Raw genomic sequence first — 12571 nt, 5'->3', positions numbered from 1 at the left:
TCGATGGCCGGAAAGCATCATGCACAGCTCGTAGCCGCATCAACGAGGACAGCCCAATGAGCTCCATGGATGCTCCACCGCCCTTCCGGCGCATCGACACCGACAATGCGGAGGTGTTTGCCTTCGAGATCGTCGGCCATTTCACCCAGGCCGACATCGAAAACGCCTATGGCCTGCTCGATGCCGCCTATGAAGGCCATGACAAGATCGACGTCCTGCTGCGCGCGACCGGCTATGACGGGTTCGACTGGTCGGCCTTGTTCGATCCCTTGACCTTCAAGGGCAAATGGAAGGCATTGCATCACATCAGGCGCTACGCGCTCGTCGGCGGCCCTGTCTGGATGGGCCCGATCGTCGGCCTGTTTGCGCCACTCACCTCGATCGAGACAAAACATTTCATCGATGCCGACGAAGCCAAGGCGTGGGAATGGCTCGGCGCCAAGCCGGCCGACGCGGACTAGGCCTTCCCAAAGCGCGGCTTCAGATAACGAACATTCTTGCGCAGGCGCCGAATCTGCTCGGCCATGATGGCCGACATCGGCCACCTGATCTGAAACGGCGACAGATGCGCTTTCCAGACCTCGTGATCGCCGCTCCAGTGGTCGTCGTGGTCACGCTCAGGTGCTGCAAGAAGCAGGAAACGCCGCCCGCGACGCGCTTTTTCGATGAGGCCCGCAATCTCGGCCATGTCGCCCGCCGATACCGGCCGGCCCAATACGAACAATGTCGAAAGATCATTGTTAAGCGCCATCCTGCTGACCGCGCACCAGATGTCATGGCCTTCCCGCGCCTTGGCATAAAGCGCGTCGAGCGCATTCTCGGTAATGTCCTTGGGAAACTCGTGGATGTGGCTGGTGCCGAAGCGCTTGTTGAAGACGACGCCGTCGACGACATGGAGATCGTCCCGCTCGAACATGCCATTGAAGTCGCGCCTGATGTATTCGGCAACGGCTGAAATCGGCGTCACCTGCCAGTCGAACACGCCCCGCCTCGAGATACGCTCGCCGAAAATCTTCCGGATATGGAACTTTGCGCGGCAATTCGGGCCGAGACTGACGATCTGTTGAAAGACTGCCATGGACCAACAAAGGTTCGGTTGCCTGACCTGACAATCTGCCACGGACTGTGCAAACTGCAACCTTCACACCACTTGCCGCGGTCACACTCCGGTCATCGGCGCGCGCCACACAGCGATCATCATGCCAAACATCCGCATTATCGATTCGATCACCGACCCGGGCTCTGCCTCGCGTTCGAACGAAGACAGCGCCGGCGGCAATGCCAGCTGCGCATTCGTCATCGACGGTGCCACCGGCCTCGGCGGCACCAGCATCGTCGGCCTGCACGGTTCGGACGCCGCCTGGCTCGCCCGTTTTGCCCAGAGCACCTTCGAGGAACTCGTCCGTAACGGCCGCCAGGTCACCGAAGTCGTGCGCGAGCTGAACCAGCGCGCCGCCAATGTCGTGCACGAGGCGGCCCACGCCTTGCCGATCGAGGCCTGGAATCTGCCGATCGCGAGCTTCCAGATGATTCATGTCGAGGGCGACCGGCTGGTCACGCACGGTCTGGGCGATTGCCGGCTGTTCCTGGCCGACGCCGATGGCAAGGTCATCGAAACTTCTGCCATCAAGGCCGCCTACGCCAAGGAGCGCGACCGCGCCCGGCGGGCGATTGCACAGTCAGGCGGATTCGCCACGCATCAGGCGCTTGCCGACGAACCCGTCGTGCGCGACGAGTTGCGCCGCCGCCGCGCCGCTTACAACCAGCCCGGCGGCTCGGTCTGGACGCTCGGTATCGAGCCCGCCGCCGCCGATCATATCGCCTCCGAGCAGCTCGACATTGCCCTGCCGGCCAGGGGCTTGCTGTGCTCCGACGGCTTCGCCGCCCTTGCCGACCAGTATGGCCGCTATGGCGTCTCCGACCTGGTCCGCGCCGCTGCCAGCACAGGCCTTGCCCCGCTCCTGCAGGAGCTTCGGCATATCGAACGGGTCGACGACCCCGACGGCCAGCAATTCCCGCGCTTCAAGATCTCGGACGACGCCACGGCAGTGCTGTTCGAGATCGTTCCATGAAGGTAAGCGGAGCGGCCGAGGCTCCGGTCGAGCACGCCCAGACGAAAAGTTTTTCCGAGCCGGCCCGAAACTCACTCGGCCTGCATCTCCGTGCACACCAACAGCGCGAGAACAGCCATCACCCGTTTTCCGGCGTCGCCAGATCTTCCTAGCGGACGATTGTCAGCCGCTCGGCCGCACGCGTGATCGCCGTGTAGAGCCAGCGCTGGCGCGTGTCCTTGAACGCCCAGCTCTCGTCGAACAGCACGACATTGTTCCACTGCGAGCCCTGCGCCTTGTGCACCGTCAGCGCGTAACCGTAGTCGAAATCATCGTAGCGCTTCTTGGTGCCCCACGGGATCTCCTCGTCGGGGCTCTCGAAGGTCTGCTTCAACAGCTTGATCTTGGCGACGCCACGGTCGGGATCGTCCTCCTCAGGCGCGACCAGCAGGTTGATGCCAGGCTTCACCGTCTCGCGCGACGAGGTCATCACCTTCCACAACGAGCCGTTGAGCAGACCCTTGGCCGGATCGTTGCGCAGGCAGACAAGCTTGTCGCCGGCTTGCGGGTACCCTGCCGTAAAACCCTTGAGCTCGCGCAGCCGCTGGTTGTAGCGCCGCCGTGTCCGGTTGGTACCGACAAGCACTTGGTCGGCATCGAGCACCAGATCCTGGGTGACGTTCTCCTTGCCGATCACCTGCGCTGTGCCATAGTCGCCGCGCATGAATTCACGGCCCTCGCGCACGTCCAGCGCCAGCCTCAGGATCGGGTTGTCGCGCGCCTGGCGGTGAATCTCGGTCAGCAGGAAGTCCGGCTCATGCTCGGTGAAGAAGCCGCCGCCCGAGATCGGCGGCAGCTGCGCCGGGTCGCCCAGCACGAGAACCGGCGTGCCGAAGGTCAGAAGGTCACGCCCAAGCTGCTCGTCGACCATCGAGCATTCGTCGATGACGACGAGCTTGGCCTTGGCGATCGGGCTCTGCCGGTTGAGCGAGAATGTCGGCGACATCGAGGTCTTGCCAGTCGTCTCGTCGGCGATCGCTTCCTCGCCCTTCGGCCGATAGATCAGCGAATGGATGGTGCGCGCATTGGTGGCGCCCTTGGAGCGCAGTACCTGCGCTGCCTTGCCGGTGAAGGCAGCGAACTGCACCTGGCCGTCGACATGCTCGGCGAAATAGCGTGCCAGCGTCGTCTTGCCGGTGCCGGCATAACCGAACAGCCGGAATATCTGCGGCCTTCCGGACTTGAGCCAGCGCGCCACTGCCTGCAGCGCTTCGTCTTGCTGAGGTGAAAAATCCATCGTTTCGACTGACAGGATTCGGCGGCCAAGGGCAAGAGATTGCGTCCCGAAGCACCACATAAGCCGACAAGTTGGCCCAATAAGGTGCAGTCTTCCTCAGACAGGACGCCCTCGTTCATCAGCCGACCGCGAGAAACCTGGCAAATTGTGATATCGTGGCGCGTGCATCTCCATGAATGCGACTGACATGACCAGAAGCCTGCAAAGCGATGAGGCCGAGACCTGGCCTGCCCTGCTTGTGGCAGCGGAGCGCGGTGATGTAGACGCCGCCAGTGCGGAGCTTGCCGCCGGCGCCGACGTCAATCAGGCGGACGACGACGGCTGGTCGGCACTTCACCTGTCGGCCCTGAACGCCCATGTCCCAATGGTGGAAACGCTGCTCGGCCACCCGGACGTCGATGTGAATTGCAGGAACAGATGGAAGAGCACGCCGCTGAGCCTGGCCTCCGCCAAAGGCCACCACGCCTGCGTTGTCGCCATCGTCGGACACCCGCAATCGGACATCAACGCAAAGGCGGAATATTACGGCAGGACGGCCCTGATCGAAGCCGCAAAGAACGGCCATGTTGATGTCGTCAGGCTGCTGGTGGAGCACGGCGCGGACGTCAATTCCACCGACAAAAGCGGACGAAACAACGCCCTCATCGAGGCCATCAAGGGACGCCACTACGCAATCGCGGAATATCTGCTGGATTCAGGGAAGCTGAACTTCCTCAACAAGGACACCAGGCTGAACGCCCTGATCTGGGCTGGAAGTGGCCACGATCACCCCTTCATCGAAAGGCTGGAAGCGTCGATCCGCAAGTTCTTCGACGGCGATTGAGCCGTCGTCGCGTTCGTGTCGTTCAGGCAAACACATCAACGACAGCACCCAAAATAAGGTCTTCGCGCCCCACCGATACGGCTTGTCCCGAGCCGATCGGCTGGCCTGTCAGTTTGCCCGGCTCCGCCATTGAGTTTTCCAAAGACTGCCGCTACGCCGCTCAGGATCGAAGAAAGCCCTTGTCTTGACGACAGATCCTGCAATCCCTCAAATCCGGCCCCTGATTCCGGCGGATGCTTCCGCCGTGCGCGACCTCTACGATCGCGCCGCCGACTTCGTCATGCTGGAATCCGGCACAGCGCCGTCCGATACGATGGTAGCGGACTTCTTCACCGATTGCCCGCCGGGCGGCGATCTCGCGGCATCGTGCAAGCTTGGCATGTTCCTGCCCGGCGGCGCGCTCGTCGCCATCGCCGACATGGCCTTCGGCTACCCTGAAACCGACGATGCATATATCGGGCTGCTGCTCATCGACCAGAACCGCCGTGGTGTCGGCCTCGGCCGCATTTTCCTCGACCACCTGATCACAACAGCACGGGCCCGCAAAGCGACACGGCTGCTGATTGCCGTGCTCGACGACAACACCCGCGGTCGCGCCTTCTGGGAGCGCGAAGACTTTCGACTGCTCCAGAGTATCCCGGATTTCAAGGCCGGCCTGAAAACCCACATCGTGCACCGTATGTGGCGGCAGCTCTAGGGCGCCGAGCCTTAGCGGATGCCAGGCGAATACGCGCTTTCCGGATCGTTCTCCAGCAGGATCGGCTGGCCGTGCGGCGTGGCGTGGGCGGCCCGCTCCCAGGCGGCAGCCACCGCATCGACCTCGTCCTGGCCGGCAAGCCCCTTTTCCGCCAACAGCCGTTCGAGCGCGGCGAGCCAGCGTTCGTAATAGTCGCTGCCGTCGCTTGCGGCCTCCGGACGCTTGACCTCCGACGACAGGCGCTCCGCCCATTCTGCCCAGTCGAAGAGGCCGCGTTCGTGCAACGCCACCACCATGGCAAAGGCCTCGGCCTGCCACGGCTCGGCAAAGACAGGCGCGTCAGGTGCCGCCGTCCCCAGAAGCTTTCTCGCCTCACGCCGGCTCAAGATAGCTCTCCCAGGCATCGATGCTGACTTCAAGCGTCGGATCCGCCCCCTCGCCCCACAGTTCGCCGCCGGAAAACACCACGGTGTAGACCCGTTGCGGGTTTTCGCCTCGGCCAGGCGCATTGCTGTCAGGGAAGACAAAACCGTCGCGCACAGCGTCGATCACCCCCTCCTTGCCGCGGGCATAACGCGGCAGGCGGGTGTGGCCGGTCGGGTGAAAATTCTTGGTCCGCACACGCTGACCAACCGAAAACCGCGCCAGCCCTCCCACCGGCCGGTCGCAAGGCCCGCCTCTGGCAAGCACAGCTGGCACATTTTCTGCTTTCAGCACCCGCTTGGGCGTCGCCGCCGGGTCGACAGCATCGCCAGCCTCGAGATCATTCTCCGTGACAAAGTTGTGTCGCTTGAGCAGCGTTTCCAGCGCCTTGATCCAGATCTCGTAGTAGCTCGACGCATAATAGTCGGCCGGGTGCAGGCTCTCGCGCGCATGTCGGCTTTCGTCAATGTTCCAGGCACCCATGGCGCCTGCCGTCAGCGTCACACCCAGCGCGCGCTTTTCCCATTCGGCGTGGAAATAAGGCTCGTCCTGTTCCGGCGCGACAGGCCCGAAGCCCATCTGCCCGCCGAGGTCGTGCGGTCCGTTCATGCCGCCTCCCGCGCGAGCGCCGTGCCGATCATCGAATCCCGAGTCACCAGTTCGGCAAGTTCTTCCTCGCTCCAGCCATCGGTATCTGCGGGCCGCTGTGGTACGACGAGATAGCGCAGCTCGGCGGTCGAATCCCAGACGCGAACCTTCTTGTCCGCCGCCAAGGTGAGCCCGAATTCTTCCAGTACACCACGCGGGTCGATCACCGCCCGACTGCGATAGGGCGGCGCCTTGTACCAGACCGGCGGCAGGCCCAGCACCGACCACGGGTAGCAAGAGCACAAAGTGCAGACGACGAGGTTGTGCGTCTCGTAGGTGTTGAACACCGCTTGCATGTGCTCGCCCTGCCGCCCGCTATAACCAAGCGAGGCGATGGCGGCAGTCGCGTCGCGTTTCAGCCAGTCGGCAAATTCGGGATCGGACCACGCCCTGGCCACCACGCGCGCGCCGTTGCGTGGGCCGACCTTGGTCTCGTAGGTGTCGACGATGACGTCGATCGCCTCGGGGTCGATCAGGCCCTTCCTGGTCAGGATGGTCTCCAGCGCCCGCACGCGGGCGGCCATCGGATCGAGCTCATTGTCGTGATGGTGGTCATGGTCGTGTGACATGGCAGGAGGCTAAGCGCCGGCACGGCGCCACGCAAGCATCCTCGCCTTGGGCCAGCCGAGGTTTGCCGTGTCGCCCCGAAGCTGGCTATCGTTCCGCCATGCGGGTTCTGATTCTCGGCGGCAACGGCTTCATCGGTGCGGCGGTGGCAAGGTCGCTTGCCACGCGCGGGCATTCGGTCGTTGCATTGGCACGAGACACCGAAACTGCCGCCCGCCGCCATCCCGACTTCGACTGGGTCAAGGCCGACATCGCACAGCTGTCGCAGCCCGCGGACTGGCTTCCGCTGCTTCAAGGCATCGATGCCGTGGTCAATTGCGCCGGCGCACTGCAGGATGGTCCACGCGACGATGTCGCTGCTGTCCAGTTCGGCGCCATGAATGCGCTTTACCAGGTCGCGGCGCCGCGCCTCCTCGTCCAGATATCGGCGCGCACCGACGACGTCGCCGCCGACACCCCGTTCTTCGCCACCAAGCGGCAGGCCGACGCTGCTCTTCGGGCCTCTGGCCTGGCCTTCGTCATGCTGCGCCCCGCCATTGTCATCGGCCGCGCGGCCCATGGCGGCTCGGCATTGCTGCGGGCGCTGGCGGCGTTTCCGCTTGTAACCCCGCTGGTCCTGGGCGACAGCCGCATGCAATTCGTTGCGCTTGACGACGTCGCTGACGCCGTCGCCGACGCCTTGTCAGGCTCAATCCCAGCCGGCAGTGACCTCGACCTGGCGGCGCCTGAGACAATGACGCTCGCTGAAGCCGTCGCACGCCATCGCCAATGGCTCGGCCTGCCGCCGGCACGCGTGCTTGCCCTTCCCGGTATTTTTGCCGGTATCGCCTCCAGTGCTGCCGACCTGCTTGGCGGGCTCGGCTGGCGTTCGCCCCTGCGTTCGACAGCACTCGCGGTCGCGGCCGGCGGCATCACGGCCCATGCGACCGTGGCCGGCCGCAAGCCGCACTCCCTCGACCAGACGCTGGCAGCAAATCCCGCCGGCGTGCAGGACTTGTGGTTCGCCCGGCTCTATCTGCTGAAACCGTTGGTGATCGGCACGCTTTGCCTGTTCTGGCTGCTCTCCGGTGTCGTCGCGCTGCTACGCTTCGATGCCTCGTCAGCGCATCTTGCCGCTGCCGGCGCATCCGAGAGGCTCGCTTCTGCCATCACCCTGGTCACCAGCCTTGCCGACATCGCGCTTGGCCTGGGCGTTGTCATCCGCCGCTATGCCAAACCGGCGCTGATCGGCATGGTCGTGCTTTCCCTTGGCTATCTCGCGTCGGCCACAGTGCTTGTTTCAGGCCTCTGGGCCGATCCGCTCGGTCCGCTGGTCAAGGTGCTGCCGTCGATCGTGCTGGCGCTGGTGGCGCTTGCCATTCTGGATGAGCGCTGAACGATGGAAGAAATCCTCCGCCTCGCCCACGTCCTCGGTGCCGCCGTGCTGTTCGGCACCGGGGCCGGCATCGCCTTTTTCATGGTCATGGCCCATCGCACGCGCGATCCCGCAACCATCGCCCATGTCGCCGGCACCGTGGTCGTCGCCGACACGATCTTCACCGCCACGGCGGCCATTCTGCAGCCGGTTACCGGGGCCTGGCTGGCGCATGAGGTCGGCTGGCCTCTGACAGAGAGCTGGATCGTCCTGTCGCTCGCACTCTACGTGCTGACCGGTCTGTTCTGGCTGCCTGTGGTATTCATCCAGATCAAGATGCGGAACCTGGCGCGCGACGCCGCTGCCAGGGGGCGGCGCCTGCCCGACAGCTACTTCAGGCTCTACCGCGTCTGGTTCGCCTGCGGCTTCCCAGCCTTCTTCAGCGTCATTGCCATCTTCTGGCTGATGCTGAACCGGCCGGCGATCGAGCTATTCTGACTATTTCAGCATCGGCCACAGCGTCGCCGCCAAAAGCACGCCCATGGCAATGTTGAACCATTTCAACCGCACCGGGTCGGCGAGGAAACCGCGCAGCGCCATGCCGAAACCGGCCCAGCACGACACGCTCGGCACGTTCACCACGGCAAAGGCAGCGGAAATGATCAGCACCGACAGGAACGGCGCTTCGGTGCTGGTGTAAAGCGCCATCGCGGTAACGGCCATCACCCAGGCCTTCGGATTGATCCACTGGAAGGCGGACGCTTCGAGAAATGTCATCGGCTGGCCCTTGCTTTCGCCGTCCTTGCCGAGCGAACGCGACATGGCGATGCGCCAGGCAAGATACAGCAGATAGGCCCCGCCGGCGATCTTCAGCACCAGATGCAGCGCCGGAAACGCCGTCAGCACCGCGCCCAGCCCGAAGCCGACGCCAAGCAGTAGGGACAAGAATCCGAAGCCGATGCCGAGCATGTGCGGGATCGTGCGCACGAAGCCAAAATTCACGCCCGAGGCCAAAAGCATGAAATTGTTCGGTCCCGGGGTGACCGAGGTCACGAACGCATAGACCAGCAGTGCAAGGAATGCGTCGTAGGTCATCGATCCCTCCCTTTGGGTAATTTTATGTCAGCATTACTGACCTTATTTGAAAGATTCGGCAACGATCCAGTGACGTTCAAGCGCTAAGCCAGATATGCCGGAACGCCTCAATGGCGGCAGCCTCAATCACCGCCGCCGCAGCCGCCACCATCGCCATCTCCGCTGCTGCCACCGGCGCCGCAACCGCTATCCCCGGCTGCCGAACGGCGCCGGCGCCGACGCCTGATTGGCAGGAACGCAATCGCGGCGATGAAACCCGCCACGCACAGGCCCACGCCGATCTCCTTTCCGATCATGCCACTGCTCCAGAGCAGCGAAACCGTAATCACGATCAAAACCAGGGCGATCCCGAAGGTGATCTCGGCCGCGGGCAGGACCGCGGATCCCAGTCCGAGCGCCCCGGTCGCCAGAGGCCGATCCCTGGCATCAGCGGCAGGCCACACGGTGGCATCGGGAGCCTCGCCGAACTCCTCGGTCAGAAATTCAAGAGTCCTGGCGTAGGCATCACGCAGGTGTCCCTGGCTCTCGTCCGCGCCTCGGCTCGGATAGTGGTGGACCTCCTGCCCCAACGTCTCGTCGCAGAAGCGTTTCCAGTAGTCCTTGGTGTAGATCAGATGGAGGTGCCAGACCTTATCGACGTCGGGCGACGGGCTGAGCATGTCATCGGAAATGCAGACCAGATAGATAAAGCGGCGGTACTGATCGATGGCCGTCTTGGTGCGCTCGGGCGTCCAGCCGTTGTCCCGCGCCAGCCGCACCGAAAACGGAGCTTCGGCTTGCGGATCGTCGAAGTCGTAGCCGGTGATCTTGTTCCAGAGATCCTGGTCGGTCAGGTCGTTCATCTTGAGGCTGTGAAGTTGAGCTTGAACGCCCGGAACCTACACTGCCCGGACGTTGTTGCAATCACCCTCAGCAGCCAGAGGCCGCCAACGACTGGCCCCGAACGATCGCGTGGCCAGGCATGTAGGGCGTCGGCCGAAACCGCGCCCTGCCCTCACATCCCCTGTGGGCCGCGGTTCATCGCCGCCACTCCGGTGCGGCAGACCTCGACCAGGCCGAGCGGCTTCATGATGGCGATGAACTGCTCGATCTTCGACACCTTGCCGGTCAGCTCGAAGATGAAGTGTTCGGTGTTGGCGTCGATCACCTTGGCGCGGAAGGCGTCGGCCAGGCGCAGCGCCTCGACGCGGGCGTCGCCGGTGCCCGACACCTTGACCAGCGCCAGCTCGCGCTCCAGCGCGCCGCCGGTCCCCAGTTCCTGCGCAGTGACCGTCAGGTCGACGACGCGGTGCACCGGCACGATCCTCTCGAGCTGGTGCTTGATCTGCTCGAGCACATGCGGCGTGCCGCGCGTCACGATGGTGATGCGTGACAGGTGCTTCTCATGCTCCGTCTCAGAGACGGTCAGGCTTTCGATGTTGTAGCCGCGGCCGGAAAACAGGCCGATGACGCGGGCAAGCACGCCCGGTTCGTTGTCGACCAGCACCGATAGCGTGTGGGTTTCCGGCTTCTCGGTTTCCTTGGCAATGAAATAGGCCGAACCGGTGGGCTGTAGCTGTGCGTTCATAAGATGAATCTCGATCTCAGGCGTTTGCGCCAACTCGTTGATTGTGCGGCCTTCCCCGAAGGCCGCACGCGGTCCGTCACACCAGTTCGCGGCCCTTGGCGTCGATGGCGTTGGCCACCGCCTCGTCGGTCGCCTCGTCCGGTAGCAGCATCTCGTTATGCGCCTTGCCCGACGGGATCATCGGGAAGCAGTTGGCGAGGGTCGCCACGCGGCAATCGAAAATCACCGGTTTCTTCACCGAGATCATCTCCTTGATCGCGTCGTCGAGCTCGTCCGGCTTGTCACAGCGAATGCCGTGGCCGCCATAGGCTTCCGCCAGCTTGACGAAGTCGGGCATCGCCTCGGTGTAGGAATGCGACAGGCGATTGCCGTGCAGCAGTTGCTGCCACTGGCGCACCATGCCCATATAGGAGTTGTTGAGAATGAACACCTTGATCGGCGCATCATACTGCAGCGCCGCGCTCATCTCCTGGATGCACATCTGCACCGAAGCGTCGCCGGCGATGTCGATGACGAGCGATTCAGGATGCGCGATCTGCACGCCGAGTGCTGCCGGCAGTCCGTAGCCCATCGTGCCCAGGCCACCCGAGGTCATCCAGCGGTTCGGCTTCTCGAAGCCGTAGTGCTGGGCCGCCCACATCTGGTGCTGGCCGACCTCTGTCGTGATGTAGGTGTCGAGGTGCTTGGTGTTCTCATACAGCCGCTGGATCGCGTATTGCGGCATGATCACGTCGCTGTTCTGCTTGTAGGCGTAGCTGTCGCGGGCGCGCCACTTGGCGATCTGCTCCCACCACGGATACAGCGTCTTCTTGTCCGCCTTGGCGGTCGCCCGCCACAACCGCACCATATCTTCCAGCACGCGGCCAACATCGCCCAGGATCGGCACGTCGGCACGCACGTTCTTGTTGATCGACGACGGATCGATGTCGATGTGGATCTTTTTCGAGTTCGGCGAGAACGCATTGAGGCGGCCGGTGATGCGGTCATCGAAGCGCGCGCCAATGCAGACCATGACGTCGCAGTCATGCATCGCCATGTTGGCTTCGTAGCTGCCATGCATACCCAGCATGCCGAGCCAGTTCTTGCCCGATGCCGGATAGGCGCCGAGGCCCATCAGCGTCGAGGTGATCGGGAAGCCGGTCAGGTCGACCAGCTCGCGCAGCAGGTGACTTGCTTCCGCGCCGGAGTTCACCACGCCGCCGCCGGAATAGATGATCGGCCGCTTGGCGGTGGCCATCAGGGCAACGGCTTCCTTGACCTTCTCCAGGTCACCCTGGACCTTGGGCTGGTAAGAGGTGCGCGGCGCAGTCTGCGGCGGTGTGTAGGTGCCCCGGGCAAACTGCACATCCTTGGGGATGTCGACCACGACCGGGCCAGGACGGCCGGTGGTGGCGACATGGAAGGCCTCGTGCAGGATGCCGGCCAGTTCGTTGACGTCCTTCACCAGCCAGTTGTGCTTGGTGCACGGCCGGGTGATGCCGACGGTGTCGCATTCCTGGAAGGCGTCGGAGCCGATCAGCGAGGTCGGCACCTGGCCGGTGATGCAGACCAGCGGGATCGAATCCATCAGCGCATCCTGCAGCGGCGTCACCGCATTGGTGGCGCCCGGCCCCGACGTCACCAGCATCACGCCGGCCTTGCCGGTCGAGCGCGCATAACCTTCGGCGGCATGGCCCGCACCCTGCTCGTGGCGCACCAATATGTGCTGGACGTCGTCCTGCTGGAACAGTTCGTCATAGATCGGAAGGACGGCGCCGCCGGGATAGCCGAAGAGGTGCTTGACGCCATTGTCCTTCAGCGCCTGCACCACCATTTCGGCGCCGGTCATTTCGCGTCGTCCGCTGTCACTATGTCCGCTCATCGGTCCGTCCCGTCTTTCCTTCGCCGTTCTCGGCGGTTGCTGCTCGTTTAGTCCTGTTTCGGGCAATAAAAAAGGCCCCCGAGGGAGCCTTCACATTTGCGCATGGGGGGATTTCGCCCGGCGGTTACACCGCCTTGCCCACGCGCAGTCCTACTACGAGAATGAGTGTCTTGTTCATGGGCGCGGAC

At 63.7% G+C, this 12571-nt stretch carries 15 protein-coding genes; 6 read left to right on the top strand and 9 right to left on the bottom strand.

Annotated elements, in window-relative coordinates:
- The first annotated feature begins 56 nt into the window (after positions 1-56).
- Complete coding sequence (locus N7E70_RS13565) at positions 57-461, top strand: STAS/SEC14 domain-containing protein (protein WP_263006661.1); 405 nt, start codon at positions 57-59, stop codon at positions 459-461.
- Here the strand turns inward: N7E70_RS13565 and N7E70_RS13560 are convergent.
- Entirely contained in the window at positions 458-1078 is a 621-nt protein-coding gene (locus tag N7E70_RS13560; protein WP_263006660.1) for a hypothetical protein, read from the bottom strand. The genes N7E70_RS13565 and N7E70_RS13560 overlap by 4 nt on opposite strands.
- 121 nt (positions 1079-1199) lie before the next feature.
- Between N7E70_RS13560 and N7E70_RS13555 the strand changes: the two genes are divergently transcribed.
- Positions 1200-2072, top strand: coding sequence for a hypothetical protein (locus tag N7E70_RS13555; RefSeq protein WP_263006659.1), 873 nt, complete (start codon positions 1200-1202; stop codon positions 2070-2072).
- A 148-nt stretch (positions 2073-2220) separates the two neighbouring features.
- Here the strand turns inward: N7E70_RS13555 and N7E70_RS13550 are convergent, their stop codons facing one another.
- Positions 2221-3348: an ATP-dependent DNA helicase gene (locus tag N7E70_RS13550; RefSeq protein ID WP_263006658.1), complete on the bottom strand. Its 1128-nt coding sequence runs from the start codon at positions 3346-3348 to the stop codon at positions 2221-2223.
- 187 nt (positions 3349-3535) lie between these two features.
- On the opposite strand from N7E70_RS13550, the gene N7E70_RS13545 reads away from it, so the two are divergent.
- Both N7E70_RS13545 and N7E70_RS13540 read left to right on the top strand, forming a co-directional pair.
- The gene (locus N7E70_RS13545; protein ID WP_263006657.1) at positions 3536-4171 is read left to right on the top strand and encodes an ankyrin repeat domain-containing protein; all 636 of its coding nucleotides are present in this window, start codon (positions 3536-3538) and stop codon (positions 4169-4171) included.
- 244 nt (positions 4172-4415) lie between these two features.
- Positions 4416-4868, top strand: a complete 453-nt coding sequence (locus N7E70_RS13540; protein ID WP_263006656.1) for a GNAT family N-acetyltransferase — start codon at positions 4416-4418, stop codon at positions 4866-4868.
- 11 nt (positions 4869-4879) lie between these two features.
- Here the strand turns inward: N7E70_RS13540 and N7E70_RS13535 are convergent, their stop codons facing one another.
- The 3 genes from N7E70_RS13535 to nthA are packed head-to-tail and all read right to left on the bottom strand — an operon-like array spanning position 4880 to position 6508.
- Positions 4880-5254: a nitrile hydratase accessory protein gene (locus N7E70_RS13535; protein ID WP_263006655.1), complete on the bottom strand. Its 375-nt coding sequence runs from the start codon at positions 5252-5254 to the stop codon at positions 4880-4882.
- Positions 5241-5900, bottom strand: coding sequence for a nitrile hydratase subunit beta (nthB, locus tag N7E70_RS13530; protein WP_263006654.1), 660 nt, complete (start codon positions 5898-5900; stop codon positions 5241-5243). Before nthB ends, N7E70_RS13535 begins: the two co-directional genes overlap by 14 nt.
- Entirely contained in the window at positions 5897-6508 is a 612-nt protein-coding gene (gene nthA, locus N7E70_RS13525) for a nitrile hydratase subunit alpha (RefSeq protein ID WP_263006653.1), read from the bottom strand. The genes nthB and nthA overlap by 4 nt, the downstream gene beginning before the upstream one ends.
- A gap of 98 nt (positions 6509-6606) precedes the next feature.
- Between nthA and N7E70_RS13520 the strand changes: the two genes are divergently transcribed.
- Together N7E70_RS13520 and N7E70_RS13515 are read left to right on the top strand one after the other, a co-directional pair.
- Positions 6607-7881 (top strand): SDR family oxidoreductase, encoded by a 1275-nt coding sequence (locus N7E70_RS13520; protein ID WP_269441394.1) that lies wholly within the window; start codon positions 6607-6609, stop codon positions 7879-7881.
- A gap of 3 nt (positions 7882-7884) precedes the next feature.
- A complete protein-coding gene (locus N7E70_RS13515) occupies positions 7885-8358 on the top strand; it encodes a DUF2269 family protein (protein ID WP_263006650.1) in 474 nt (157 codons plus the stop codon).
- Here N7E70_RS13515 and N7E70_RS13510 read toward each other — a convergent pair whose 3' ends face one another.
- From N7E70_RS13510 to N7E70_RS13495, 4 genes are all read right to left on the bottom strand, one after another.
- Positions 8359-8955, bottom strand: a complete 597-nt coding sequence (locus tag N7E70_RS13510) for a LysE family translocator (protein ID WP_263006649.1) — start codon at positions 8953-8955, stop codon at positions 8359-8361. It abuts the gene before it with no gap.
- A gap of 122 nt (positions 8956-9077) precedes the next feature.
- Positions 9078-9797 carry a glycine-rich domain-containing protein gene (locus tag N7E70_RS13505; protein ID WP_263006648.1) on the bottom strand — a complete coding sequence of 240 codons (720 nt, stop codon included), beginning with the start codon at positions 9795-9797 and terminating at the stop codon, positions 9078-9080.
- A gap of 152 nt (positions 9798-9949) precedes the next feature.
- Positions 9950-10522 (bottom strand): acetolactate synthase small subunit, encoded by a 573-nt coding sequence (gene ilvN / locus N7E70_RS13500; RefSeq protein ID WP_067960547.1) that lies wholly within the window; start codon positions 10520-10522, stop codon positions 9950-9952.
- A 76-nt stretch (positions 10523-10598) separates the two neighbouring features.
- Positions 10599-12350 (bottom strand): acetolactate synthase 3 large subunit, encoded by a 1752-nt coding sequence (locus N7E70_RS13495; protein WP_269441465.1) that lies wholly within the window; start codon positions 12348-12350, stop codon positions 10599-10601.
- Positions 12351-12571: the final 221 nt, after the last annotated feature.

It is taken from the genome of Aminobacter sp. NyZ550 (genome assembly GCF_025628925.2).
Classification (GTDB): Bacteria; Pseudomonadota; Alphaproteobacteria; order Rhizobiales; family Rhizobiaceae; genus Aminobacter; species Aminobacter ciceronei.
This window is presented reverse-complemented; position numbering and strand designations above follow the sequence as displayed.